The following is a 23,803-nucleotide window of genomic DNA, read 5'->3' on the forward strand; positions in this document are numbered from 1 at the left end:
CGAGGCGGACACGACCGACCAGGGTAGCCAGCGCGCCGCGCGCCGGGGCCGCCTAGCGTCGGGGAGTGCCAGAGCCCCTCCGGACGACCCGCGCCTCGCCCCTGCCGGTGCTCGCGCTGGCCGCCGTCGTCCTCGTGGGGCTCAACGTCCGCGGCCCTCTGGCCGCGCTGCCGCCCGTGGCCGCCGAGCTGCGCGCCGACCTCGCCGTCAGCGCCGGCGCCGTCGGGCTGCTCACCACGCTCCCGGTGCTCTGCTTCGGCGCCGCGGCGCCGCTGGGGTCGTGGGTGGTGGCGCGCTGGGGCCTGCGCGCCGCCGTGATGGCCTGCCTGGGCGGGGTGCTCCTCGGCACGCTCGTGCGCTCCGCCGGCGGCTACCCCGCCGCGCTGGCGGGCACCGTGGTGGTGGGCCTGGCCATCACCGTGGGCAACATCGCCCTCCCCGTGCTCATCGCCGAGGACTTCCCCGCGGCGGTGGGCCTGGTCACGGCCCTGTACGCCGCGGCGTTCAACGTGGGCAGCGCGCTGACGACGGCGCTGACGCCCGTGCTGGCCCAGCCGCTCGGCTGGCGCGCCGCCACCGCGGCGTGGTCGGTGCTGGCCGTGGTCGCCGCCGTCGTCGTGGTGGTGGCCCACCGCCGCACGCGCGGCGGCGCGGGCAGCCGCTCCGCCGTCGGCGCCACCGCCCGTGCCACCGGCGGAGGCGGCCCGGAGCCGAGGCACCCCGTCCCCGTGCACCGCCGGGGCAGCACCTGGCTGCTGGTGGCCGCCTTCGGCGGCCAGTCGTTCTCCTACTACGGCACCACCGCGTGGCTGCCCGAGCTGCTGGCCGACAGGCTCGGCGCCGACCCGGGCGCCGCCGGAGCCAGCGCCGCCGTCTTCCAGGTCGGGGCGATCGCCGGGGCGTTCGGGGTGCCTGCGGTGCTGCGCGCCACCGGCCGCCCGCGGGTGGCGCTGTGGCTCGTGTGCGCCGGGTGGGCCACCCTGCCCCTCGGGCTGCTGCTGGCGCCGCAGCTGTGGTGGCTCTGGGCGGCCGTCGCGGGCGCCGCGCAGGGCGGCGGCATCACCGTGGTGCTGGTGGCCGCCGTCGCGCGCGGGCGCGAGGTCCGCGCGGGCCGGACCGGGGGAGCCGCCGAGGTCCGCGCGGCCACCACGCTGGTCCAGGGCGGCGGCTACCTCCTGGGGGCGCTCGGCCCGGTGCTCGTGGGGTCCGCCCACGACGCGACCGGGGGGTGGACGGCGCCGCTGCTCGTGCTGCTCGGGTCGGTGGCCGTGCTCCTGGTGGCGGGGACGGCGGGGGTGCCGCGCCGCGAGCCCGGGAGGGTGTAGGCCGTCGTCGTCCCCCGGGATCTCGGGAGGTGACGACTTGGTCACAGAACGCGTGATCGACCTCCTTCCGAGGTGCCGAGCGGCCGGCTCGCTGCGACGGTCGTGCAGCCGCGCCGGCCGACCGCGCCGTCCGGCACGGGGGAGGGCGCACGTGGCGCTGCTGGAGGCACGGGGCGTGCGCAAGTCCTACGGGCACGTGCAGGTGCTGCACGGGGTCGACTTCGAGGCCGAGGCCGGCCAGGTCACCGCGCTCATCGGTGACAACGGCGCGGGCAAGAGCACGCTGGTCAAGATCCTCTCCGGGGCCGTCGCCCTCGACGCGGGCCAGCTGCGCCTGCGGGGGGAGGCCGTCCGGCTGACCTCGCCCGAGCACGCCAGGACCCTCGGGATCGAGACCGTCTACCAGGACCTCGCCCTGGCCCCCGAGCTCGGGCCGGCCGAGAACGTCTTCGCCGGCCGGGAGCTGCTGCGGCCCGGCCTGCTGGGGCGCCTCGGCGTGCTCGACAAGAAGACCATGCGCGCTCGCGCGCAGGAGGCGTTCACCTCCATGGGCACCGACGTCAAGGACCTCGACGCCGCCGTCGCGGCCCTGTCGGGCGGCCAGCGCCAGTCCGTGGCCATCTGCCGCGCCGTGATGTGGGCGAAGGACCTCGTCTTCCTCGACGAGCCCACGGCGGCGCTCGGCGTGCGCCAGACCGGGAAGGTGCTCGAGCTGGTGCGCCGCGTCGCCGACTCCGGGGTCGGCGTGGTGCTGATCTCCCACAACATGACGGAGGTGCTCGAGGTGGCCGACAGCGTGCAGGTGCTCCGGCTGGGGCGGCGGGTGGCGTCGCTGCCCGCCCGCGGCACCACCGTCGCCGACCTCGTCGGCGCCATGACCGGGGCGCTCGACACCCCCGTCGCCGACGCCCGCGCCGACGAGCGGACCCAGCGGTGAGCGCCACCGAGGCCGGCGCACCGCCGCCTCCTCCTCAGACCCCTGCCCGGCCCGCGGCGCCCGGTCCGACCTCGCTGCCGCCCTGGCGCCGGGCGCTCTCGTCCTCGCCCGCCTACATGTTCGTGGTCCTGCTGGTGCTCGTCGGCGTCTTCTCGCTGCTGGCGCCGGAGACCTTCCCCACGGCCGCCAACGGCCGCAACGTCCTCACCGACGTCGCGGTGCTGCTCGTCATGGCGGTGGGCACCACCTACGTGCTCGTGGCCGGCGGCTTCGACCTGTCCCAGGGGTCGGTGCTGGTCTTCGCCGGCGTCGCCGCCGCGAAGACCATGGAGGCCCTCGGCGGCCAGGGCGCGGGCACCGTGCTCGTCGGGGTGGCCGTCGGCCTGGCCGCCGGCACCGCGTGGGGGCTCGTCAACGGCCTGGTCATCACCAGGCTCGGCGTGCCGGCGCTCATCACCACCCTGGGCTCCACCGGTGCGGCGCTCGGTGCCGCCCAGCTGCTCTCCAACGGCACCGACGTGCGCACCGTCCCCGACGCGCTGATCTCCGTGGCCGTGCAGCGGCCCCTCACCCTCAGCTGGCTGGTGTGGGTGGCCGCCCTCGTCGCGCTCGTCGGCGCCCTGGTGCTCGCCACCACCCGCTACGGGCGCCACACGCAGCTCATCGGCTCCAACGCCGAGTCCGCGCGCCGCGCGGGCATCGCCGTCGACCGGCACACCGCCTCCCTGTACGTGCTCAACGGCGCCCTGGCGGGGCTGGCGGGGCTGATGTCGCTGACGCGCTTCGCCACCACCACCATCAGCGGCCACACCACCGACGGCCTCCAGGTCATCACCGGCGTGGTGCTGGGCGGCACCAGCCTGTTCGGCGGCGTGGGCACGGTCCTGGGCACGGTCATCGGGATGTTCATCCCGGGCGTGCTCAACAACGGCTTCGTCGTGCTCAACGTGCAGGCCTTCTGGCAGCAGGTGGCCGTCGGCGTCGTCCTCGTGGTCGCCGTGTACGTCGACCAGCTCAAGCGCCGTCGCCGCAACGCCGCCTGACGCGCGCACCAGACCCAGCCCCACCCGTGCGGCTCACCCCGCCCAGCAGACCGGAGACCCCCGTGAAGACCCCTCGCGCCACCCGCGCCGCCGCTCTGGCCGCAGCCTCCCTGCTCGCCCTCACCGCCTGCGGCGGCTCCTCCGACGACGGTGCCGGGTCCGGCGGGTCCGGCGACGGGAAGCTGTCCGTCGTCTACGTGCCGGGCCTGACCGGCAACCCCTTCTACAACACCGTCGGCTGCGGCGCGGCGGCCAAGGCGACCGAGCTGGGCGTCGACTTCAAGGTCCAGGGCAGCCCCGAGTTCGACGTCGCCCGGCAGACCGCCATCGTCAACGCCGTCGTCGCCGACGCCCCCGACGCGCTGATGATCTCCGTCACCGACTCCACCGCGATGAAGCTGCCGCTGGCCGAGGCCAAGGCCGCCGGCATCGACGTCATCACCATCGACGGAGACCTCGAGGACAAGAGCATCGCGCTCACCAACATCCAGTCCGACAACGAGGAGGGCGGCGCGCTCGCCGCCGAGAACCTCGCGAAGCTGGTCGGTGGGAAGGGCGCCGTGCTCGGCATCAACCAGAGCCCCGGCAACCCGATCGGCGAGGCCCGCGAGAAGGGCTTCAAGGACAAGCTCGCCGAGTACCCGGGCATGACCTACCTCGAGACGCAGTACTCGGAGAACTCCACCGCCACCGCGGCGCAGATCGCCTCGGCCGCGGCGACCTCCAACGCCGACCTCGTGGGCGTCTACACGATGTCGACCAACAACACCGAGGGCGCCATCACCGGCGTGCGCGAGGCGGGCAAGACCGGCGTCGTGCGCGTGGTCGGCTACGACACCTCCGAGCCGATCCTCCAGGCCCTCCAGGACGGCACCGTGGACGGCGTCGTCGTCCAGTACCCCTACGGCGAGGGGCAGACCGGCGTGCAGAGCGCCGTCGACGCCAGCCAGGGGAAGGACGTGCCGCGCGAGCAGACCGCGCCGTTCGTCTTCGCGACGCCGGAGAACCAGGCCTCCGAGGAGGTCCAGCGGTACGTCTACAAGACCGACTGCGCCTGAGCGGCCGTGGCCCGGGGCGTCGTCCCCGGGCCCGGTCCGTCGCGGCCGGTCCGCTGCGAGGGGGTCTCGCCGTGCCGAGATCCGGGCGGGAGCGGGCGCGGGGACCCCGGGCCGCATACGGTGTCTGACCGTGACCGACGCCTCGTCCGAGACCCCCGCCGACGACCACGGGGCGGCCACGCCCACCGCGGTCTCCACCCCCACCGTCTTCGTCCTCTTCGGCGCGACCGGTGACCTCGCCGCGCGCATGGTGCTGCCGGCGTTCGGCGCCCTCGCCAAGCACGGCCTGCTGCCGGACAACTGGCGCCTCATCGGCAACGGCCGCGGGCACCAGAGCGACGACGAGTTCCGCGAGCACGTCAAGACCGTCCTCGACAAGGCCAAGACCGGCCTGTCCGGGCGCCAGTGGCGCGGGTTCGCCTCCTCGCTGCGCTTCGCCGGCGGGGGCTTCTCCGAGTCCGACCCGGGCGAGCTGGCCGACGTGGTGGCCGAGGCCAAGGACGACCTGGGCGGCGGCGACGACGTGCAGCTCGTGCACTACATCGCGCTGCCGCCGTCGACCTTCGAGTCCTACACCAGGGCCCTCGACGCCCACGGCCTGGCCGAGGGTGCGCGCGTCGTCTACGAGAAGCCGTTCGGCACCGACTCCGAGAGCTTCGAGCGCCTCGACGAGCTGGTGCTGTCGATCTTCCCGGAGGAGCGGGTCTTCAGGATCGACCACTTCCTCGGCAAGGAGGCCACGCAGCAGCTGCACGTGCTGCGGTTCAACAACCGCCTGCTTGAGCAGGTCTGGAACCGCTACCACGTGGCCGCCGTGCAGATCGACATCCCCGAGACGCTCGGGGTGAGCAACCGCGCCGGCTTCTACGACGAGACCGGCGCCACCCTGGACATGCTCGTCACCCACCAGCTGCAGGTGATGGCGGAGGTGGCCCTGGAGCCGCCGGTGGACGCCTCGCCCGAGGCGCTGCTGGAGGCCCGCGAGGCGGTGCTGAAGGACTTCCGCCCCATGAGCCCGGACGAGGCCGTGCTCGGCCAGGTCGAGGGCTACCGCGACATCGACGGCGTCGCCGACGACTCCCAGACCGACACGTTCGTGGCCGCGAAGGTGTGGATCGACAACGACCGGTGGGAGGGCGTGCCCTTCCTGCTGCGCACCGGCAAGCAGCTCAAGGAGAGCCACCAGCACGTGACGCTGGTGCTGCGCCGCCCGCAGACCCGCGGCTTCGGCGAGCGCCCGCCGCGCCCCGAGACGATCGCGTTCTCCCTGGCCGGCAACGGCACCGTGGCCGCCACGGTGACCGCCCAGCGCCCCGGCGCCCCCGGCGACCTGGTGGCGGGCTCGCTGCTGCTCGACCTCGAGGACCTGCCCCGCGCCGAGCCGCTGCCCGCCTACGCCTCGCTCCTGCGCGACGTGCTGGCGGGGGACCGTGCGCTGTTCACCACCGCGACCGGTCTGCGCGAGGCCTGGCGCGTGGCGGCGCCGCTGCTCGACAACCGCCCGCAGGTGCAGCCGTACGCGCCGGGCTCGTGGGGCCCCGAGGCCGCGCGGGAGATCGCCGCGCCCCACGGCTGGCTGTCGCAGGACTCCCTCGACGACTGAGGCGCACCACTGATATACCAGTGATCGGGTCACAGGGCCCCGTCGTCTGCGCGGTCGCGGACGGCGGGGCCCTCCGTCACGACGCGGTGAGGAGGGAGTCGACCCGAGAGGTGCTCGACGTCTACCCTGGCGGCGTCGCGACTGGCGCAGGTGGGCCACCACCGGGGAGCGGCGGGAGAGCAGTCGATCGGGTCGTCCGCCTGGGCCCGACCGCCACCTGAGCCGACCGCAGACCGCCACCCCCGATCCCTGCCGCACCGCGAGGAGCACCCCGTGACGCAGACCGCTCTGCCCGCCCAGTCCCTCACCGACGCCCCCCTGGCCGAGGTCGACCCGGAGATCGCCGCCGTGCTCGACGGTGAGCTGCGCCGCCAGCAGGACACCCTCGAGATGATCGCCAGCGAGAACTTCGCCCCCCGCGCGGTCATGGCCGCCCAGGGGTCGGTGCTCACCAACAAGTACGCCGAGGGCTACCCCGGCCGCCGCTACTACGGCGGCTGCGAGCAGGTCGACGTCGCCGAGGAGCTCGCCCGCGAGCGCGCCAAGGCCCTCTTCGGCGCCGAGCACGCCAACGTGCAGCCCCACTCCGGCGCCCAGGCCAACGCCGCCGTCATGCACGCGCTGATCCGTCCGGGTGACACCATCCTGGGCCTCGAGCTGGCCCACGGCGGCCACCTCACCCACGGCATGAAGGCCAACTTCTCCGGCCGCCTGTTCGACGTGGCCAGCTACGGCGTGGACCCCGAGACGTTCCTCGTCGACATGGACGTGGTGCGGAAGGTCGCCTTGGAGCGCCGCCCCAAGCTCATCATCGCCGGCTGGTCGGCCTACCCCCGCCAGCTCGACTTCGCGGCGTTCCGCGAGATCGCCGACGAGGTCGGCGCGCTGCTCATGGTCGACATGGCGCACTTCGCGGGCCTGGTGGCCGCCGGGCTGCACCCCAGCCCGGTGCCCCACGCCGACGTCGTGACCTCCACCGTGCACAAGACGCTGGCCGGTCCCCGCTCCGGCGTCATCCTGTGCCGGGCCGAGCACGCCAAGAAGATCGACTCCGCGGTCTTCCCGGGCCAGCAGGGCGGCCCCCTGATGCACGTCATCGCCGGCAAGGCCGTCGCCTTCAAGATCGCCGCGAGCGAGGCGTTCAAGGAGCGCCAGCAGCGCACCCTCGAGGGCGCGAAGCTCATCGCCGACCGGCTCATGCAGCCCGACGTCGACGCCGTGGGCGCCTCCGTGCTGACCGGCGGCACCGACGTGCACCTGGCCCTGGTGGACCTGCGCCGCTCCGAGCTCGACGGCCAGCAGGCCGAGGACCGCCTCCACGCGGCCGGCATCACCGTGAACCGCAACGCGGTGCCGTTCGACCCGCGGCCGCCGATGGTCACCTCCGGCCTGCGGATCGGCACCCCCGCCCTGGCCACCCGCGGCTTCGGCGCCACCGAGTTCACCGAGGTCGCCGACATCATCGCCGGCGCCCTCGACCCGGCCGCCGACGTCGCGCCGCTGCGCGAGCGCGTGCGCACCCTCACCGAGGCGTTCCCGCTGTACCCGGGCCTGCCCTCGGCCAGCGCCGCGCAGGCCGACGCCTGATGGTCGCGCAGCTCCTGGACGGCAGGGCCGCCGCGGCGAGCACCAAGGAGGACCTGCGCCAGCGGGTCGCCCGCCTCGCCGAGGCGGGCGTGCGCCCCGGTCTCGGCACGGTGCTCGTCGGGGACGACCCGGGCAGCCAGGTCTACGTGGCGGGCAAGCACCGCGACTGCCAGGAGGTGGGCATCGCCTCGATCCGCGAGGACCTGCCCGCCGACGCCACCCAGGCCGACGTCGAGGCCGCCGTCGCGCGGCTCAACGCGAACCCGGACTGCACCGGCTTCATCGTGCAGCTGCCGCTGCCGAAGGGGCTCGACGAGCAGCGGGTGCTCGAGCTCATCGACCCCGACAAGGACGCCGACGGGCTGCACCCCACCAACCTGGGGCGGCTCGTGCTGCGCCTGTCGGGACCGATCGACTCCCCCCTGCCGTGCACCCCGCGCGGCTGCCTCGACCTGCTGGAGCGGGCCGGCGTGCCGCTGCGCGGCGCCCACGTCGTCGTCATCGGCCGGGGGACCACGGTGGGCCGCTCGATCGGGCTGATGCTCACCCGCCGGGGTGTGGACGCCACCGTCACGCTGACCCACACCGGCACCAAGGACCTCGGCGAGCACGTCCGCCGCGCCGACGTCGTGGTGGCCGCCGCCGGGTCGGCGCACCTGGTGACGGCCGACATGGTCAAGCCGGGCGCCGCCGTGCTCGACGTGGGGGTCACCCGCGCCCTCGACGAGGAGACCGGCAAGAGCCGCCTCCTCGGCGACGTCCACCCCGACGTCGCGCAGGTCGCGGGGCACCTCTCGCCCAACCCCGGTGGTGTGGGCCCGATGACGCGGGCGCTGCTGCTGGCCAACGTCGTGGAGTCGGCCGAGAGGGCGCTCGCCGCCCGCTCCTGACCCCACCCCCGTCCGTGATCATGGGCGTCCGCCACCTCCTGGGGTGGCGGACGCCCATGATCACGAGGGAAGGTGGACGAGGCGCCACCAGGCGGTCGTGTCAGGGGGCAGGACGCCGGCGCCCGTGAGCTCCGGCCGGGACGCCAGCAGCACCTCCGCGCCGTCGGGGAGCCGGGCCGGCTCCTCGAAGGTCGTCCACGAGTGGAGCAGCCCCCCGTCCTGTGGGGCGCGGTGGAACGCCAGCACGCCGGCCGGGGCGTCGTCGTCCCACACCAGCGGCCCCGCACCCGCCCACAGGCGCCGGCGCAGCCCCAGCGACGCCCGGTACAGCGACAGCACCGAGGACGGGTCGCCCTCCTGGACGGCGGCGGCCAGGGCGCCCCACCCGGGGGGCTGCGGCAGCCACGTGCCCGCCACCGGCTCCTCACCGGTCCACGGCAGGGGCACGCGGGAGCCGTCGCGGCCGGGGTCGGTGCCGCCGGAGCGGTGGAAGATCGGGTCGACGCGGGCGGCGGCGGGCAGGTCCTCCACCTCGGGCAGGCCGAGCTCCTCGCCCAGGTACACGTAGAGCACGCCCGGCAGCGCCGCCACCAGCAGGTGCGCCGCCCGCGCCCTCCGCCGGCCCAGCTCGAGGTCGGGCGCGGAGAGCGGCCAGCGGGCCCGCTCCCACTCGTTGCCGCCCTTCTCCTCCGGCTGCTGCCGGGCGTACCGGGTGACCTGGCGCACCACGTCGTGGTTGGTGAGCACCCACGAGCTCGGCGCGCCGGAGGCGGCCGAGAACGCCAGCTCGCGCTCCACCACGCGCCGCCACGGCCCCTCGCGCCACGCCACGTGCAGCGGCTCGAAGGCGAAGGCGGCGTGCAGCTCGTCGGGGCGCACGTACAGCGGCAGCCGCTCCCGGCGCGCCACCCACGCCTCGGCCACGAAGACCCGCGGCGGGTCGTAGGAGTCGGCGAGGGCCCGCCAGGCCCGGTAGACGTCGTGGACCTCGTCCTGGTCCCACCCGGGGTGGGCCTGCGTGCGCCGGTCGGCGCCCTCGGCGTCGGGCAGCCCCGCCGCCTTGGCCAGCCCGTGCGCGACGTCCACCCGGAACCCGTCCACCCCGAGGTCGAACCAGAACCGCAGCACGTCGAGCAGCTCCGCGTGCACCTGCGGGTTCGACCAGTCGAGGTCGGGCTGCTCGGGGGCGAACAGGTGCAGGTACCACTCGCCGGGCTCCCCGGTGGCGGGGTCGGTCGACCGGGTCCACGCCGGGCCCCGGAAGGAGGAGTCCCAGTCGTTCGGGGGCTCTGCGCCCGGCCCGTCGTCACCGTCGCGCCCCGGGCGGAACAGGTACCGCGCCCGCGCCGACTCGTCACCGTCCAGCGCCGCGCGGAACCACGGGTGGGCGTCGGAGGTGTGGTTGGGGACGACGTCGAGCAGCACGCGCATCCCCAGCGCGTGCGCCTCGTCGACGAAGGCCCGCGCCTCCTCCAGCGTCCCGTAGGCCGGGTCGACGTCGCGGTAGTCGGCCACGTCGTAGCCGGCGTCGACCATCGGTGAGGGGTACCAGGGGTTCACCCACACCGCGTCCACGCCGAGCGCGGCCAGGTGCGGCAGGCGCGCGCGCAGCCCCGCGAGGTCGCCGACGCCGTCGCCGTCGCCGTCCGCGAAGCTGCGCAGCAGCACCTGGTAGACGACCGCCGTCCGCCACCAGTCGCTCGCCGTGCCGGTCTCCGCGCTGCTCACGAGGCGGGGCCGAAGAAGGCGTCCAGCACCCGGTCGGTGGCCCGGCCGTCCTCCAGGGAGCACCACCGCTCGCGGAACGCCGCGTACTGCCCCTGGAACGCCGAGGCGACGCCCGGCAGGTCGCCGAGGGCCTCGGCCAGCTCGTGCGGTCGCGTCAGCAGCGGCCCGGGGCCCTCGCCGCGCAGGTCGAAGGTGAAGCCGCGCAGCACGTCGCGGTACCTGTCCAGGTCGTAGGCGTAGAGCACCACCGGGCGCCCGGTGACCGCGAAGTCGAACATCGAGGAGGAGTAGTCGGTGACCAGCGCGTCGGCCGCCAGGTACAGCTCGGCGACGTCGGGGTGGTTCGAGGCGTCGACCACCCGCGGGTCGCGGGACAGCGTGAGCCGGTCGGCCACGTAGTAGTGCAGCCGCAGCACGAGCACCACGTCGTCGCCGAGGGCGTCGAGCAGCTCGGGCACGTCGAAGCCCAGCGGCAGGTCGCCGGAGCCGTTCGCCTCGTCGTCGCGGTAGGTCGGGGCCAGCAGCACCGCCGTCGCCCCCTCGGGGATGCCGAGCTGGGAGCGCACGGCCGCCCGGCGCTCGCCGGCGTCGGGCGCGGAGAGCACGTCGTTGCGGGGGTAGCCGGTCTCGAGCACCTCGCCGTCGTAGGCGAACGCCTCCCGCAGCAGCCGCGTCGCCTCCGGGCTGGGTGTGACGAGGGCGTCCCAGCGGGCGATGTCGGCGTCGAGCTCGGCGAGCACGGCCTCGGAGGGCAGCGAGGCGGCGCTGCGGTGGATGCGCTTGAGCGGTGTGCCGTGCCAGGTCTGCAGGAAGCGCGGCTCGCCCTCCGGGCGCCCCGCGGGCCAGGGGTCCAGCGTCACGTGGCAGTTGGCGACGACGACGTCGGCCGCGGCCAGCGCCTCCGCGCACGCCGCGCTGCGGACCGGCACGGTCCGCACCCCTTCGGGGAAGGCGCTGGTGTGGCGGGGGTCGGCCATCCAGACGTGGTGCCACCCGGCGCCCTCGTCGAGGCCGCGGGCGAGCAGGCCCTCGTGCAGGGCGCGCGGGTTGTCGGCGTAGCGACCGTTGAAGGCGTTCCACACGACGGTGGTGGGGCGTGGGGCTGAGGACACCACCCCGATGCTGCAGCGCCGGAGCCGATCGCGCCGGTCGAAGGTGGCGCCGGGCGCGCCGGGGCCGCCAGGATCGGCCGCGTGCTGCTCCTCGTGCCCTGCGACCCCGTCGACCCCCGCCGACCCGACGAGCACTTCGCCGCCGAGGCCCGCGCCGCCCGCGAGGCGGGCGCGGCCGTGGCCCTGGTCGACCACGACGCGCTGGCCCGCGGTGACGCCGCCGAGGGCGTGCGCCGCGTCCGGCGCGCGGCCCTCGAGGACGACGACGCCGCGGACGCCGTCTACCGCGGCTGGATGCTGCGCACCGAGCACTACGACGGCCTGGCGGAGGCCCTCACCGCACGCGGCGTGCGGCTGCGGACGTCGGCCGAGCAGTACCGCCGCGCCCACGAGCTGCCCGGGTGGCTCGACGCGCTGGCGCCGGTGACGCCCCTGACGCGCTGGACCACCGGCTCCGACCTCGACGACGTCGTCGCGGCCGGCGCCGCGCTGGGGGCGGGACCCGCGGTGCTGCGCGACTGGACCAAGTCCCTCAAGCACTCCTGGGACGAGGCCGCCTTCGTGCCCGACGCCGCCGACGCCGCTGCCGTCCGGAAGGTCGCGTCGCGCTTCCTGCAGCTGCGCGGCGACGACCTCGCCGGCGGGCTGGTGCTGCGCCGCTTCGAGCGATTCACGGGTCCGGAGACCCGCACGTGGTGGACCACCGGCCCCGGCGGCACGCGCTGCGCGCTGCTCACGCCCCACCCCGACGACGACGGCGAGGTGCACGGCGAGGTGGACCCCGACCTGTCCGCGGTGGAGCCGCTGGTGCGTGGCCTCGCGCTGCCGTTCGTGAGCGTCGACGTCGTCCTGCGGGACGACGGCGCCTGGCGCGTGGTGGAGCTGGGCGACGGCCAGGTCAGCGACCGCCCCCGCTCCACCGACGCGGTGGCCCTGGTGGCCGCCCTGCTCGCCGCCGCCCCCCGTCCATGATCACGGTTGGGAGGGTCAGGTGGCGGCGCCTCCGGTGATGTTCCAGCGCGCCAGCCGCAGCGCGGGGACGACGACGCGCGCCGTGCCCGCGGCCCCGAACGTCAGCGCGCGCGGCAGCGCCTCGGCGCCCGACCCGACCGCCACGGCCCCCGGGGCGAGCGCCTCCAGGTAGGACTGGGTGAACCGCAGCACGCCCACCGGTCCGACCACCTCGCCGTCGCGCACGAGGAACGTCCCGTTGCGCGTCAGCCCGGTCCACACCGAGCGCCTGGCCTCCGCGAGCCGCGTGTACCAGAGGTCGCACACGAGCAGCCCGTGCTCCAGACCGGCGACCAGGTCGTCGACCGAGCCACCGCCGCCGGGGGAGAGCACCGGCGCCTGCGCGACCGGCCCCCAGGTGTCGCTGGCGTCGTGGGCGCCCGCGGTCGTCGGCAGGGCGGGGAGGCCGCTGCGCGTCGCGGCCAGGGCCGCGACGGTGCGCCGGTCGGTGGTGACGGCGCGGGGCACGCCGTCGCGCACCAGCTCGGTGAGGCGTCCGGGGGTGCCCTCGGTGTCGAAGGGGAGCGCGGTCGAGCTCGGGTGGAGCGGGTCGTCCACGAGCGTGAGCGCCGGGTCGAGCTGCTGCTCGCCGAGCCGGACCCCGCTCGTCCCCTCGACGAGCCCCCGCCCGCTGAAGGTGGAGCTGAGCAGCCCGGCGACGACGTCGAGCACCGCTGACGGCTCCAGCACCACGGGCAGCTCACCGCGCCGCAGCGGCTGGGCGGGCGCGGCCTGCGCCCGGGCGCGGCGGGCGGCTCGCGCCCCCAGCGCGGCGGCGTCGAGGTCGGCCAGTGACCGGGAGACGGCCCGGCCCACGCCGTCGGCGCGGAAGGAGGCGTCTCCCGACGGCCCGGGTGAGCCGTCGAGGCCGGACGCGGGCAGGGCGCGCGCGATGCCGTCGACCACGGCCCCCGTGGACGCGGCGCGGGCGTGCAGCCCGGCGGTGTCGGCCACCGCGCTGGTCAGCAGGGTGGTCTGCGCGTAGCCGGCGGTCTCCAGGCCACCCGCCGCTTCGACGAACGCCGCCACGAGCGCGGCGCGCTCGGCAGGGCCCGCCGCGGCGGTGGCGTCGTCGGGCCCGGCGCCGCTGGCCGCGGGGCCGGGCCCGGTCAGCCCGGGCCAGGCCGCGTCGCGCGGGCTCAGCCGCGCGGCGGCCAGCGCGGTGGAGACCAGGTCGGCGAGCGCCGTCGTCGTCGTCCTCGTGGTGGAGACGGACGCGCTGCGGCCGCCGTCGAGCGCGACGCGCAGGTGCACCGTGGTCCTGTCGTCCTCGGTGTTCTGGTGGATCCCCGAGCCGGCGAAGCGCGTGAGCGCCAGGCGGTGGTGGTCGGCGCGGGCGGTTGCCTCGACCGCCCCGCCGCCCTGGCGGCGGACCTCGTCGAGCACCCGCTCGACGACCGCGTCGAGCTGCTCGTCCGTCCCCGGGGCGCTCATCCGCGCACCCCCACCCGCACCCCGGTGAACCGGGCGGGCGCGGCCCCGTGGCCGGTGTGCCCGACCTGGCCCGGCTGCCCCTTGCCGCAGTTGGGCGTGCCCCAGGCCCGCCACTCGCCGGGCTCGCGGCCGGCCAGCATGTCGAGGCTGTTCCAGAACACCGGGCCGGTGCCCGTGTAGGAGGGGTTGCGCAGCATCCGGCCGCGCTTGCCGGCCCTCACCTCCCAGCCGATCTCGCAGCCGAACTGGAAGTCGAGCCGCTTGTCGTCGATCGACCAGGACCGGTTGTGCTCCATGAGCACGCCGTCGTCGGTGGCGGCCACGAGCTCCTCCAGCGAGTGCGGGCCGGGCTCGAGGCCCACGTTGGTCATGCGGACCATCGGCAGGCGGCCGTAGCCGTCGGCGCGCACGGAGCCGGCGTGGTCGTACCCGGCCAGCGCGGCGGAGTCCCGTCCGGCCAGCACGCCCGTCCAGGTCCCGTTCCGCACGGCGTCGCGCGGGGCGGCGGGCGTGCCCTCGTCGTCGTAGCCGAACGAGCCGAGCGCGCCCGGGATGGTCGGGTCGATGGTGATGTTCATGAGCTCCGAGCCGAAGCGCAGGTCGCCCAGGCGCGACAGGTCCAGCCAGGAGGTGCCGGCGTAGGCCGCCTCCCACCCGAGGATGCGGTCCAGCTCGATGGCGTGGCCGACCGACTCGTGGATCTGCAGGCTCATCTGCTCCCCGCCGAGCAGGAGGGTGGTCTCCGTGCTCGGGCACAGCGGCGCGCTGAGCAGGGCGGCGGCCTCCTCCGCGATCCGGTCGGCGTGGGCGGGCAGGTCGAGCTCGTCGACCAGCTCCCAGCCGCGGGTGCCGTACTGGCCGCGGAAGGCCGGGTAGGAGCGGCGCTGCACCTCGTGCTCGCCCAGGGCCAGGCAGTGCATGCCGGCGCCGGTCTCGCGCACGTGCTGCCCGACGCGCGCACCCTCGCTGGAGACGTAGGCGGTGCGGGTGTCCCACGCCGCGGACAGCGCCTCGGCGACGCCGATGACGGAGCCGCCGGCCGCGCGCATCGCCTGCGTCACGCCCACGAGGAGGTCGGCCTTCTCGGCCAGCGGGACGTCGAACGGGTCGCGCGCGCAGCCGCTGGCCCAGCCGCCGCGCTGCGGCGGCACGGGCAGCAGCTCGACGCGTCGCTGACCGTGAGCTCCGGGGGAGCGGACCGCGGCGCTCGCCCGGGCGACGGCGACGGCGCGCTCACCGGTGGCCCGCGCGTCGCGCTCGCCGGTCGGGTCGGCCAGCGCGGCGAAGCCCCAGCCGTCACCGACCAGCGCGCGCACGCCGATGCCCGCCTCGGTGGTCTGGGACAGCTGGCGCAGGTCGCCGTCGCGGGCGGTCAGCGCCTCGTGGCGCCGGTCGACCACGCGCGCGTCGGCGAAGCGGGCGCCCGCGGCGAGCGCGGCCTCGACGGCCGCAGCCGCGAGGTCGAACGCCGCGGACGGGACGGCCGCGGGCGGGTCGGGGGTGGCGGTGGGCGGTGGTGTCGCCGTCGACGCGCCGGCTGTGCTGGCAGGGCTGGCTGTGCTGAGCATCGCCTCCCACCCTGCCCCCGACGTGTCCGGGCGGCACCCCCACCCCTCCGGCCGTGATCACGGCGGGAGGGTGGTGCAGGGGGCGGCCAGGCGGTAGGGCTGGTGCGCGAGCAGCGGGCCGAGGGCCCGGCGCAGCCGCGACAGCTCCGCCCGCACCGTGACCGTCCGGCCGGCGTCGCCGAAGACCTCCGCCGCCAGCTGCGCGGCGCTCAGCCCCTCCGGGTGCGCCGCCAGCGCCGCCACCAGCTCCGTGTGCCGCGGGGTGAGCCGGTGCTCCCACGCGCGGTCGTCGCCGGCCACCCGCAGCCGCGCCGGGCTCGAGCGCAGGTCCAGCACCACGCCGGTGGCGCTCACGCCGTCGTCATCAGTCCCCGGGGCCGCAGCGCTCGAGCGCGGGCGCAGCAGCCAGCCGCCCGGCAGCGGCTCCGCGGTCCACGCCCCCAGCGACGGCAGCCACAGCGCACCGGGCTGCAGCCCCGCCGGCAGCCACACCCGGCCGGGCACCTCCACGCCGCGCGCCGCCGCGGTGGCGCCGTCAGGCGCGACGACGACGGCGGGCCCGCCCACCCGCGCCAGCACCGGCTCCGCCACCTCGCGCAGCACCGCCAGGCGCGCGTCGGACTCCGCGCGCAGCTCGAGCTCCACCAGCCGGGCCACGGCGTCGACCAGCGAGACGGTGCTCTGGTGCACGGTGTGCGCGGGGCCCGACAGGTCCACCACGCCCAGCGGGGCGCGGGTCACCGGGTCGTGCAGGGGAGCAGCGGCGCACGTCCACGGCGTGTGCGACTCCGCGTAGTGCTCCGCGCCGAAGACGTGCACCGCCTCGCCCGTGACGATCGAGGTGCCGATGGCGTTGGTGCCCACGCTGGACTCGTCCCACGCGGACCCCTCCACGAAGCCGAGCCGGTCGGCGCGGTGGCGCACGTCCGGGCCGCCCTCGCGCCACAGGACCCGGCCCTCGTCGTCGGCGACCACCATGATCTGCCCGGCGGCCTCCGCCGCAGGCAGCAGCCGCGTGCGCAGCAGCGGCATGAGCGGCTCCAGGCCGCTGGCGGCGCGGCGCTGCGCGAGGTCACCGCCGTCCAGCGGCGGCACCTCAGCCGCCCGCCCGGGGTCGAGGCCGTTCCGCCGCGCGCGCCGCCACGAGGCGCCGATGACCGTGCGCACCGCCTGCGGCGGCCCCTCGCCCGCCAGGGCCCGCAGCCTCACGCGGTGCAGCGCCCGGGCGTGCTCGCGCGGGTCGCTGCCCGCAGGCAGGGCGCTCTGACCAGCGGCGTGCGTCACGTGACCTCCGGTGCGGCCCGCCGGCTCCTCCTCGGACCGGTCGCGCGGCAGGTCCAGCGTGCGGCCGGTCGCGGTCCGCCGTCCAGGGGCTGCAGCCCCGGCTGCAACCCCCGCTGCAACCCCTGCGCGCAGCCGGCCGGCCGGAGCAGCCTCGTGGCGTCGCCGCCGGCAGCGGAGCCGGTGGCAGTCCACCAGCGGGAGGCGCTCACCGATGAGCCAGACCCTCGACCGACCCGAGCTCGACCTGCGCGTGCAGACCGCACCCACCGCGCCCACCGCCCAGCAGCGCGCCGAGGCGTGGCTCGCGGCCTTCGAGGCCGCCCTCGGCACGGCGGACGCCGACGCCGTCGCCGGCCTGTTCGCCACCGACTCCTACTGGCGCGACCTCGTCGCGTTCACCTGGAACATCACCACCGCTGAGGGGCGCGGGCAGGTCGCCGAGCGCGTGCGGGCCACGGCGGCCCGCACCGGTGCGCGCACCTTCGCCACCAGCGAGCCGGCCACCGACGCCGCCGCACCCGACGGTCGCCCCACCGTGGAGGCGTGGATCACCTTCGAGACCGAGGTCGGACGGGGCAGGGGCCTGCTGCGGCTCGTGGAGGAGGACGACGACGGCGGCCGGCGCGACGTCGCGTGGACGCTCCTCACCACCCTCCACGAGCTCAAGGGCTTCGAGGAGCCGCTGGACGCGCGGCGCCCGCGCGGCGCCGAGCACGGCGTGCGCCGCGACCGCAGCTCGTGGAGCGAGCGCCGCCGCGACAGCCTCGAGGGCTGGGGGAAGGACCGGCAGCCGCACGTGCTGGTCATCGGCGGCGGTCAGGGCGGCATCGCGCTGGGGGCGCGGCTGCGCCAGCTGGACGTGCCCGCGCTCGTCGTCGACGCCCACGACCGCCCCGGCGACCAGTGGCGCGGGCGCTACAAGAGCCTGTGCCTGCACGACCCGGTCTGGTACGACCACCTGCCCTACCTGCCGTTCCCGCGGAACTGGCCCGTCTTCGCGCCGAAGGACAAGATCGGCGACTGGCTCGAGATGTACGTGCGCGTCATGGAGGTCGACTACTGGGGCTCCACCCGCGTCACCTCGGCCTCCCGCGACGAGGAGACCGGCACCTGGGAGGTGCGGCTCGAGCGCCGGCACCCCGGCGCTGACGGGTCTGCCGGCGAGGTCGAGCACGTCGTCCTGCACCCCACCGAGCTCGTGCTGGCCACCGGCATGTCCGGCAAGCCGAACGTGCCGGTCTTCCCCGGCGCCGAGACCTTCCGCGGCGACCAGCACCACTCCAGCGCCCACCCCGGCCCCGACGCCTACCGCGGGAAGAAGGCCGTGATCATCGGGGCGAACAACTCCGCGCACGACATCGCCGCCGCTCTGTGGGAGCACGGCGCCGAGGTCACGGTGGTCCAGCGGTCCTCCACGCACATCGTGAGGTCCGACTCGCTCATGGAGGTCGGGCTGGGCGCGCTGTACTCCGAGGAGGCGCTCGCGAACGGCGTCACCACCGAGAAGGCCGACCTCGTGTTCGCCTCGCTGCCCTACAAGATCATGCACGAGTTCCAGATCCCGCTGTACCAGGAGATCGAGCGGCGCGACCGGGACTTCTACGACCGCCTCGAGGCCGCCGGCTTCTGGCTCGACTTCGGTGACGACGGCTCCGGCCTGTTCCTGAAGTACCTGCGCCGCGGCTCGGGCTACTACATCGACGTGGGCGCCAGCGAGCTCGTCGCCGACGGCAGCGTCACCGTGGTGCACGAGCCGGTGCGCGAGCTCGTGGAGGACGCCGTGGTGCTCGACGACGGCACGCCGTCCGGGAAGCGCCTGCCGGCCGACCTCGTGGTCTACGCCACCGGCTACGGCTCGATGAACGGCTGGGCCGCCGACCTCATCTCCCCGGAGGTCGCCGACAGGGTCGGCAAGGTGTGGGGCCTCGGCTCGGACACCACCAAGGACCCCGGCCCGTGGGAGGGGGAGCAGCGCAACATGTGGAAGCCCACCCAGCAGGAGGGCCTGTGGTTCCACGGCGGCAACCTCCACCAGTCGCGGCACTACTCGCTGTACCTGTCGCTGCAGCTGAAGGCCCGCTACGAGGGGCTGGACACCCCCGTGCACGAGCTCGCGCCCGTGCACCACACCCGCTGATGCGCGCCGCGAGGTGGCACGCCCGGGGTGACGTGCGCGTCGAAGAGGTGCCCGAGCCGGAGCTCGTGCCCGGCTCGGTGGCCATCGACGTCGCCTGGTGCGGCATCTGCGGCACCGACCTGCACGAGTACACCGAGGGGCCGATCTTCATCCCGGCGCCGGGGCACCCGCACCCGGTCTCGGGGGAGAGCGCCCCGCTGGTCATCGGGCACGAGTTCTCCGGCACCGTGAGCGCGCTGGGCGAGGGCGTCGACGACCTGCGCGTGGGCGAGTCGGTGGTGGTGGAGCCGTACATCCTGCGCCCGGGCACCCCCACCGGGGACGACGACAGCTACCAGCTCAGTCCCGACATGAACTTCATCGGGCTCGGTGGGCGCGGAGGCGGGCTCGCCGAGCGCATCGTGGTGGAGCGGCGCTGGGTGCACCCCGTCGGCGACGTCCCCCTCGACCAGGCCGCGCTCGTCGAGCCGCTCGCGGTGGGCCACCACGCCTACCGGCGCAGCGGCGCGGGGGCCGGGGACGTGGCGCTGGTCGGGGGCGCAGGGCCGATCGGCCTGCTGCTCGCGGCGCTGCTCAAGGCCGAGGGGCTGCGGGTGCTGCTCACGGAGGTGAGCGAGGCCCGCAAGGCCAAGGCGCGCGACACCGGCGTGGCGGAGGAGGTGCTCGACCCGCGCGACGGGTCCGTGGCCGACCGGGTGCGCGAGCTCACCGGCGGGCGCGGTGCCGACGTGTGCTTCGAGTGCTCCAGCGTGCAGCCGGTGCTCGACACCCTCCTCGACGCGGTCAGGCCCGGCGGGGTGGTGGTCAACGTGTCGATCTGGGGACACCGTGCCGAGCTCGACATCCAGTCGCTCGTGCTCAAGGAGGTCGACCTGCGCGGCACCATCGGCTACGCGGGCGACCACCCGGCCACCATCCGGCTCGTGCAGGAGGGGAAGGTCGACCTGGAGCCGTTCATCACCCACCGCATCGGCCTGGACGAGCTGGTGGAGGTCGGCTACGACACCCTGCTCCACCGCACCGAGACGGCGGTGAAGATCCTGGTCAGCCCGACCTCCCGACCGTGATCACAGGCGCTCGGCCACCTGAGCGGTGGCCGAGCGCCCTGCTCGCGCGGCGGGAGGGAGTCAGGCGGCGGGAGCGGGCGTCAGGGACCGGGTGACGGCGGCGTCGACGGGCTCGTCGCCCGCCATGAGCTCCAGCACCGGGTCCTCCTCGGGCGGCAGCAGCGCCGGTGCGCGCAGCAGCGCCGCGACCACCGCGGCGACGTCGTCGCGGGAGACCTGACCGCGCGGCAGCGAGCGCTCCAGCGACACCGTCCCGGTGCCGGGGGAGTCCGTCAGACCGCCGGGCCGCAGCACCGCCAGCTCGAACGCACCCGACGCCGCCCGCCGCAGGAGCTCGGCCTCGGCGGCGAGCTTGGCGCGCAGGTAGGCCACGAACACCGGGTCGACGCCGTCCGGTGTCGCGCCGTCGCGCACCGCGTCGACCCCGTAGGAGCTGACCAGCACGTACCGTCGCACGCCCTCTGCCTGCGCGGCGTCGGCCAGGAGCACCGCCGCGGCCCTGTCGACGGTGTCCTTGCGGGCCTCACCGCTGCCCGCGCCGGCACCGGCGGCGAACACGACGGCGTCGGCCCCGCGCACCGCGCTGGCCACCTCGTCGGCGCTCGCGGTCTCCAGGTCCACCACCGCGGCGCGGGCGCCGTCGGCCTCGACGTCGGCGACGTGGTCGGGGTTTCGGACCATCCCCACCACCTCGTCACCGCTCGCGGCGAGCAGGCGGACGAGGCGGTGGGCGACCTGCCCGTGGGCTCCGGCGACAGCGACGATCACGCCGTCCACCCTGCCCCGCCCCCGGCGGACCCGCCTCTCGGGGGCGCTCAGGGGGAGGTGCTGCGCTCGCTGTCGAGCAGGGCGGCCCAGTCGCCGAAGCGCGGGACGTCCTCGACCTGCAGACCTGCCGGGTCGTGTCCCACCAGCGTGCTCACCTCGCCGCTGAGCACGTGCACGCGCTCCCCGCTGACCGTGCCGTCGGGCGTGAAGCGGTACGTCTCCGTGGTGGTCGGTGCATGGTCCGGGGGGCGCCGGTCGTCGTCGTAGCCGGTGACCTCCACCTCCCGGAGCAGCAGCCGGTGCTCCGGCCAGCCCGGCTCGGAGGTCGGGACCGCCCACATGTGGCGCAGCGAGGGGCGCTGGTGGCGGTCGAGGCGGGTGACGACCACCTCGCGCCCGCGGTCGCGCACCTCGAGGACGCTCGTGGGCGCGTCTGGCGCGTCCGGCGAGCCCACCAGCACCGTCACCGGCTCGCCGGCGTCGAACCTGCCGCGCGCACCGGCGGTGCTCAACGGCTCGCCGCTGGGCCGGCCGCGCTCCAGGTCCCAGGCGCGGTGCTGCACGGCCAGCGTCGGAGGCCCCGAAGGGGCTGCGGGGGTCGCCGGGGCCGCAGCCGCCAGGGGGGCTGCGACCTGCGGCACCGTCGCTGCTGGCCCGGACTCGGACCGGGCCAGCTCCTGCCTCACCCGCGCCCGGACCTCGGCCTCCGCCGCGGCGCGCCCCCGCGCCCGCGCCGCCGCCGCTCGGCGCCGAGGCCGCGCCACGGCCGCGCTCGTGCGCACGGCCACCAGGCACAGGACCCCCGCCGCGGCCACGGCGTCGAGCGGCCGTCCCCGCACCAGCTCGGCGGCTCCCAGCGCCAGCAGCACCGCCCCCACCACCCAGGCCGTCCGCCCGGTCGCGGACACGAGGGAGCACCACCGGCTCCAGGTGGAGGCGAGCGCTGCGCCCAGCGGGTGGGCGGGGGTGCTGGCCGGGCTGGTCATGGGTCCTCGTGGGCGGCGTGCGACGGAGGCGCGACCCGGCGGGCAGCGCTCCCACGAACCTGCCACCCGAGATCACCGAGAACAACCAAGCGCAGGTCAAGGGCGGGTCAAGCGGTGGTCAAGAAGGGTGAAGAGGTGGTGTGGTGGAGGGCGTCGAGGTCGTCGGCGGACCCGGTGCCGCCCTCAGGCCAGGGCCCGCAGGAAGGCCTCCGCCACCGGCACCGCGGTGGTGCCGCCGCTGGTGCCGTTCTCCACGAGCACCGCGAAGGCCAGGTCGCCCTGGAAGCCGATCACCCACGCGTGCGTGGGCGGTGCATCCCCGGAGCCGTACTCAGCGGTGCCGGTCTTGGCGTGCACGGGGGCGCCGGGCACGTCGGCCAGGGCGCTGGCCGTGCCGGACGTCGCGACCCGCCGCATGAGGTCGCTGACGACGGCGAGGCGTGCGGCGTCCGGCTGCGGCTGCGCCGCGGAGGTGCTGGCCGAGGCGCTGGTCGATCCACTGGCCGACGCGCTGGCCGACGGATCGGCTGACGGACCGGCCGAGGCGGGGGCGGGGTCGAGCACGAGGCGGGGCGCCGTCCAGCTGCCGCGCGCGATCGTGGAGGCGGCCACGGCCATCGCCGCCGGACTGGCCAGCACCGTGCCCTGGCCGATGGTGGCCGCGGCGCGGGCCACGGGGTCGTCGTCGGCGGGCACGTCGCCGGTGAAGGCGTCCACGCCGAGCCCGGCGTCCCAGCCGCCCCCGATCCCCACCGCGGCGGCGGCGTCGGGCAGGTCGCTCGCGCCCAACCGGTCCGACAGCCCCACGAAGGCCGTGTTGCACGACTGCGCGAAGTCGACGGCGAACGGCACGTCTCCCAGGGCCTCGCCCTCGAAGTTGCGGAAGCTGCGCCCGTCCACGGTCGCGGTCGCCGGGCAGGGCACGGCCTGGTCGGGCGTCAGCCCCGTGGTCAGCAGCGCGGTCGTGCTGACCGCCTTGAAGGTGGACCCGGGCGGGTACCGCCCGTCCAGGGCGCGGTCGGCCCCCGTCGTGGGGGTGTTCGCCACGGCGAGGAGGTCACCGCTGGGCACGTCCACCGCGACCAGCGCCGCGGCCGGCTGGGCGTCCTTGCTCGTCGCGGTGGCCAGCGCCGCGTCGGCGGCCTGCTGCACGCGGGCGTCCAGCGACAGCTGCACCGGCTGCCCCGCCACCGGGTCGGAGGTGAACAGCGACCTCGGCCCACCCTGCTCCGCGTCCTGCGCTGCACCCTTGACGGCGACCGCCTGCACCGCGGTCCCGGCGGTGCCGGCGAGGCGCTCGTCGTAGGTGCGCTGCAGCCCCGACAGGCCGGTGGTGTCACCGTCGGCGATGCGCCCGCTGCTGGCGTCGACCAGCTCCTGCGTGGCCTGCCCGACCCTGCCCAGCAGCGCGCGGGCGAACGCCGGGGTGGGCGCCAGCGGCAGCGACGCCTCCCGGAAGACCGTGCCCGGCAGCGGCTTGAGCTGCGCGCTGATCGCGTCGTAGTCGGCGCGCCGCAGCGTGATGACCTGGACGAAGGCATCGGGGGAGGCGCTGGTGACCCGCTGGGCGAGATCGTCGCCGTTGACGTCGAGCAGCCCGGCCAGCTGAGCGGCCAGGCCCGCGGGGTCGGTCGTGCGGCTCGGCTGCACCCCGACGTCCACGACGGGGGAGTCGGCGACGATCGCGGCGCCGTCGCGGCCCAGCACCTGGCCGCGCTGCGCCGGCGTGCGCTGCACCGCGAGCCGCTCGCCGGCCGTCAGGCTCGGCTCCACCACCGCCGGCGCGAAGACCGCGCCCCACGTCCCCGCGCCGGAGGCGACGGGTCGCAGCGGCACCTCGGTCGCGTAGGCCCACCCCTGGCCCACCGGCCAGCTGACCGCCAGCCTCGCGGTGGCCGCCTCGCCGTCGCGCTGGACCGAGCTCACCGACACCCGCGGGCGCAGGCCGTCCATCCCCTCCAGGGTGGTGGTGAGCACCTCCGGTGCGGCGGCGTCGGGCGCGCCGGCGTCGTCCACCAGCCGCGCACCGCCGAGGTCGCCCGCGGTGATCCCCGCTGCCAGCGCCGCCGCGGCCGCCCGGGCGGCGTCGTCGCGGTCCCGCTCGCGGCCCTGCCAGACCACCGCCGTGACCGCGCCACCGGCCGCGAGGGCCACGGCCACCCCGGACGCGACCAGCACGGTGGTCCGTCGCGGGCTCCGAGGACCCCGGCGGCCTCGCTCAGGGCGGGCGGCGGGGGCTGCGGCTCGTCGTCCGGGCACCCTGCG

18 protein-coding genes and 1 riboswitch are annotated in these 23,803 nt (G+C 76.2%); of the genes, 10 read left to right on the forward strand and 8 right to left on the reverse strand.

Translation table 11 applies throughout. The features are described 5' to 3' along the window. The first annotated feature begins 65 nt into the window (after positions 1–65). The 7 genes from FMM08_RS01215 to FMM08_RS01245 all read left to right on the forward strand — a co-directional run bounded on the left by FMM08_RS01215 (position 66) and on the right by FMM08_RS01245 (position 8,443). A complete protein-coding gene (locus FMM08_RS01215) occupies positions 66–1,325 on the forward strand; it encodes an MFS transporter (protein ID WP_147924507.1) in 1,260 nt (419 codons plus the stop codon). Between the two features lie 151 nt (positions 1,326–1,476). Next, on the forward strand, positions 1,477–2,262 hold the full coding sequence (locus FMM08_RS01220; RefSeq protein WP_147924508.1) for an ATP-binding cassette domain-containing protein: 786 nt from the start codon (positions 1,477–1,479) through the stop codon (positions 2,260–2,262). Next, positions 2,259–3,305, forward strand: a complete 1,047-nt coding sequence (locus FMM08_RS01225) for an ABC transporter permease (protein ID WP_222710267.1) — start codon at positions 2,259–2,261, stop codon at positions 3,303–3,305. The genes FMM08_RS01220 and FMM08_RS01225 overlap by 4 nt, the downstream gene beginning before the upstream one ends. Before the next feature lie 62 nt (positions 3,306–3,367). Then, positions 3,368–4,363, forward strand: a complete 996-nt coding sequence (locus FMM08_RS01230) for an ABC transporter substrate-binding protein (RefSeq protein ID WP_187279454.1) — start codon at positions 3,368–3,370, stop codon at positions 4,361–4,363. A gap of 130 nt (positions 4,364–4,493) precedes the next feature. Beyond that, complete coding sequence (locus FMM08_RS01235; protein ID WP_255471921.1) at positions 4,494–5,966, forward strand: glucose-6-phosphate dehydrogenase; 1,473 nt, start codon at positions 4,494–4,496, stop codon at positions 5,964–5,966. A 127-nt stretch (positions 5,967–6,093) separates the two neighbouring features. Further along, a riboswitch (ZMP/ZTP riboswitch) is annotated at positions 6,094–6,179 on the forward strand. A 60-nt stretch (positions 6,180–6,239) separates the two neighbouring features. Further along, entirely contained in the window at positions 6,240–7,553 is a 1,314-nt protein-coding gene (glyA, locus tag FMM08_RS01240) for a serine hydroxymethyltransferase (protein WP_304653961.1), read from the forward strand. Further along, positions 7,553–8,443, forward strand: a complete 891-nt coding sequence (locus FMM08_RS01245) for a bifunctional methylenetetrahydrofolate dehydrogenase/methenyltetrahydrofolate cyclohydrolase (protein WP_147924510.1) — start codon at positions 7,553–7,555, stop codon at positions 8,441–8,443. Before glyA ends, FMM08_RS01245 begins: the two co-directional genes overlap by 1 nt. A gap of 60 nt (positions 8,444–8,503) precedes the next feature. Here the strand turns inward: FMM08_RS01245 and FMM08_RS01250 are convergent, their stop codons facing one another. After that, positions 8,504–10,171, reverse strand: a complete 1,668-nt coding sequence (locus tag FMM08_RS01250; RefSeq protein WP_187279455.1) for a glycoside hydrolase family 13 protein — start codon at positions 10,169–10,171, stop codon at positions 8,504–8,506. After that, entirely contained in the window at positions 10,168–11,283 is a 1,116-nt protein-coding gene (locus FMM08_RS01255; protein WP_147924512.1) for a CDP-glycerol glycerophosphotransferase family protein, read from the reverse strand. Before FMM08_RS01255 ends, FMM08_RS01250 begins: the two co-directional genes overlap by 4 nt. A gap of 81 nt (positions 11,284–11,364) precedes the next feature. On the opposite strand from FMM08_RS01255, the gene FMM08_RS01260 reads away from it, so the two are divergent. Continuing rightward, the gene (locus FMM08_RS01260) at positions 11,365–12,255 is read left to right on the forward strand and encodes an ATP-grasp domain-containing protein (RefSeq protein WP_147924513.1); all 891 of its coding nucleotides are present in this window, start codon (positions 11,365–11,367) and stop codon (positions 12,253–12,255) included. A 15-nt stretch (positions 12,256–12,270) separates the two neighbouring features. Here FMM08_RS01260 and FMM08_RS01265 read toward each other — a convergent pair whose 3' ends face one another. The 3 genes from FMM08_RS01265 to FMM08_RS01275 are packed head-to-tail and all read right to left on the reverse strand — an operon-like array spanning position 12,271 to position 16,580. Next, complete coding sequence (locus FMM08_RS01265) at positions 12,271–13,728, reverse strand: metallopeptidase TldD-related protein (protein ID WP_147924514.1); 1,458 nt, start codon at positions 13,726–13,728, stop codon at positions 12,271–12,273. Beyond that, positions 13,725–15,296, reverse strand: coding sequence for a TldD/PmbA family protein (locus FMM08_RS01270; protein ID WP_147924515.1), 1,572 nt, complete (start codon positions 15,294–15,296; stop codon positions 13,725–13,727). Before FMM08_RS01270 ends, FMM08_RS01265 begins: the two co-directional genes overlap by 4 nt. A 57-nt stretch (positions 15,297–15,353) precedes the next feature. Then, positions 15,354–16,580 carry a helix-turn-helix domain-containing protein gene (locus FMM08_RS01275; protein ID WP_147924516.1) on the reverse strand — a complete coding sequence of 409 codons (1,227 nt, stop codon included), beginning with the start codon at positions 16,578–16,580 and terminating at the stop codon, positions 15,354–15,356. A gap of 211 nt (positions 16,581–16,791) precedes the next feature. Here FMM08_RS01275 and FMM08_RS01280 point away from each other — a divergent pair, with 211 nt between their 5' ends. Both FMM08_RS01280 and FMM08_RS01285 read left to right on the forward strand, forming a co-directional pair. Further along, positions 16,792–18,717 (forward strand): flavin-containing monooxygenase, encoded by a 1,926-nt coding sequence (locus FMM08_RS01280; RefSeq protein ID WP_147924517.1) that lies wholly within the window; start codon positions 16,792–16,794, stop codon positions 18,715–18,717. After that, positions 18,717–19,784, forward strand: coding sequence for a 2,3-butanediol dehydrogenase (locus tag FMM08_RS01285; protein WP_147924518.1), 1,068 nt, complete (start codon positions 18,717–18,719; stop codon positions 19,782–19,784). The genes FMM08_RS01280 and FMM08_RS01285 overlap by 1 nt, the downstream gene beginning before the upstream one ends. A 60-nt stretch (positions 19,785–19,844) precedes the next feature. On the opposite strand, the gene FMM08_RS01290 is transcribed toward FMM08_RS01285, so the two are convergent. The 3 genes from FMM08_RS01290 to FMM08_RS01300 all read right to left on the reverse strand — a co-directional run bounded on the left by FMM08_RS01290 (position 19,845) and on the right by FMM08_RS01300 (position 23,716). Then, entirely contained in the window at positions 19,845–20,552 is a 708-nt protein-coding gene (locus tag FMM08_RS01290; RefSeq protein WP_147924519.1) for an SDR family oxidoreductase, read from the reverse strand. A 47-nt stretch (positions 20,553–20,599) separates the two neighbouring features. Beyond that, complete coding sequence (locus FMM08_RS01295; protein ID WP_147924520.1) at positions 20,600–21,538, reverse strand: hypothetical protein; 939 nt, start codon at positions 21,536–21,538, stop codon at positions 20,600–20,602. A gap of 183 nt (positions 21,539–21,721) precedes the next feature. Beyond that, positions 21,722–23,716, reverse strand: coding sequence for a penicillin-binding transpeptidase domain-containing protein (locus FMM08_RS01300; protein ID WP_147924521.1), 1,995 nt, complete (start codon positions 23,714–23,716; stop codon positions 21,722–21,724). Between the last annotated feature and the right edge of the window lie 87 nt (positions 23,717–23,803).

This window comes from Quadrisphaera setariae, assembly GCF_008041935.1.
Classification (GTDB): Bacteria; Actinomycetota; Actinomycetes; order Actinomycetales; family Quadrisphaeraceae; genus Quadrisphaera; species Quadrisphaera setariae.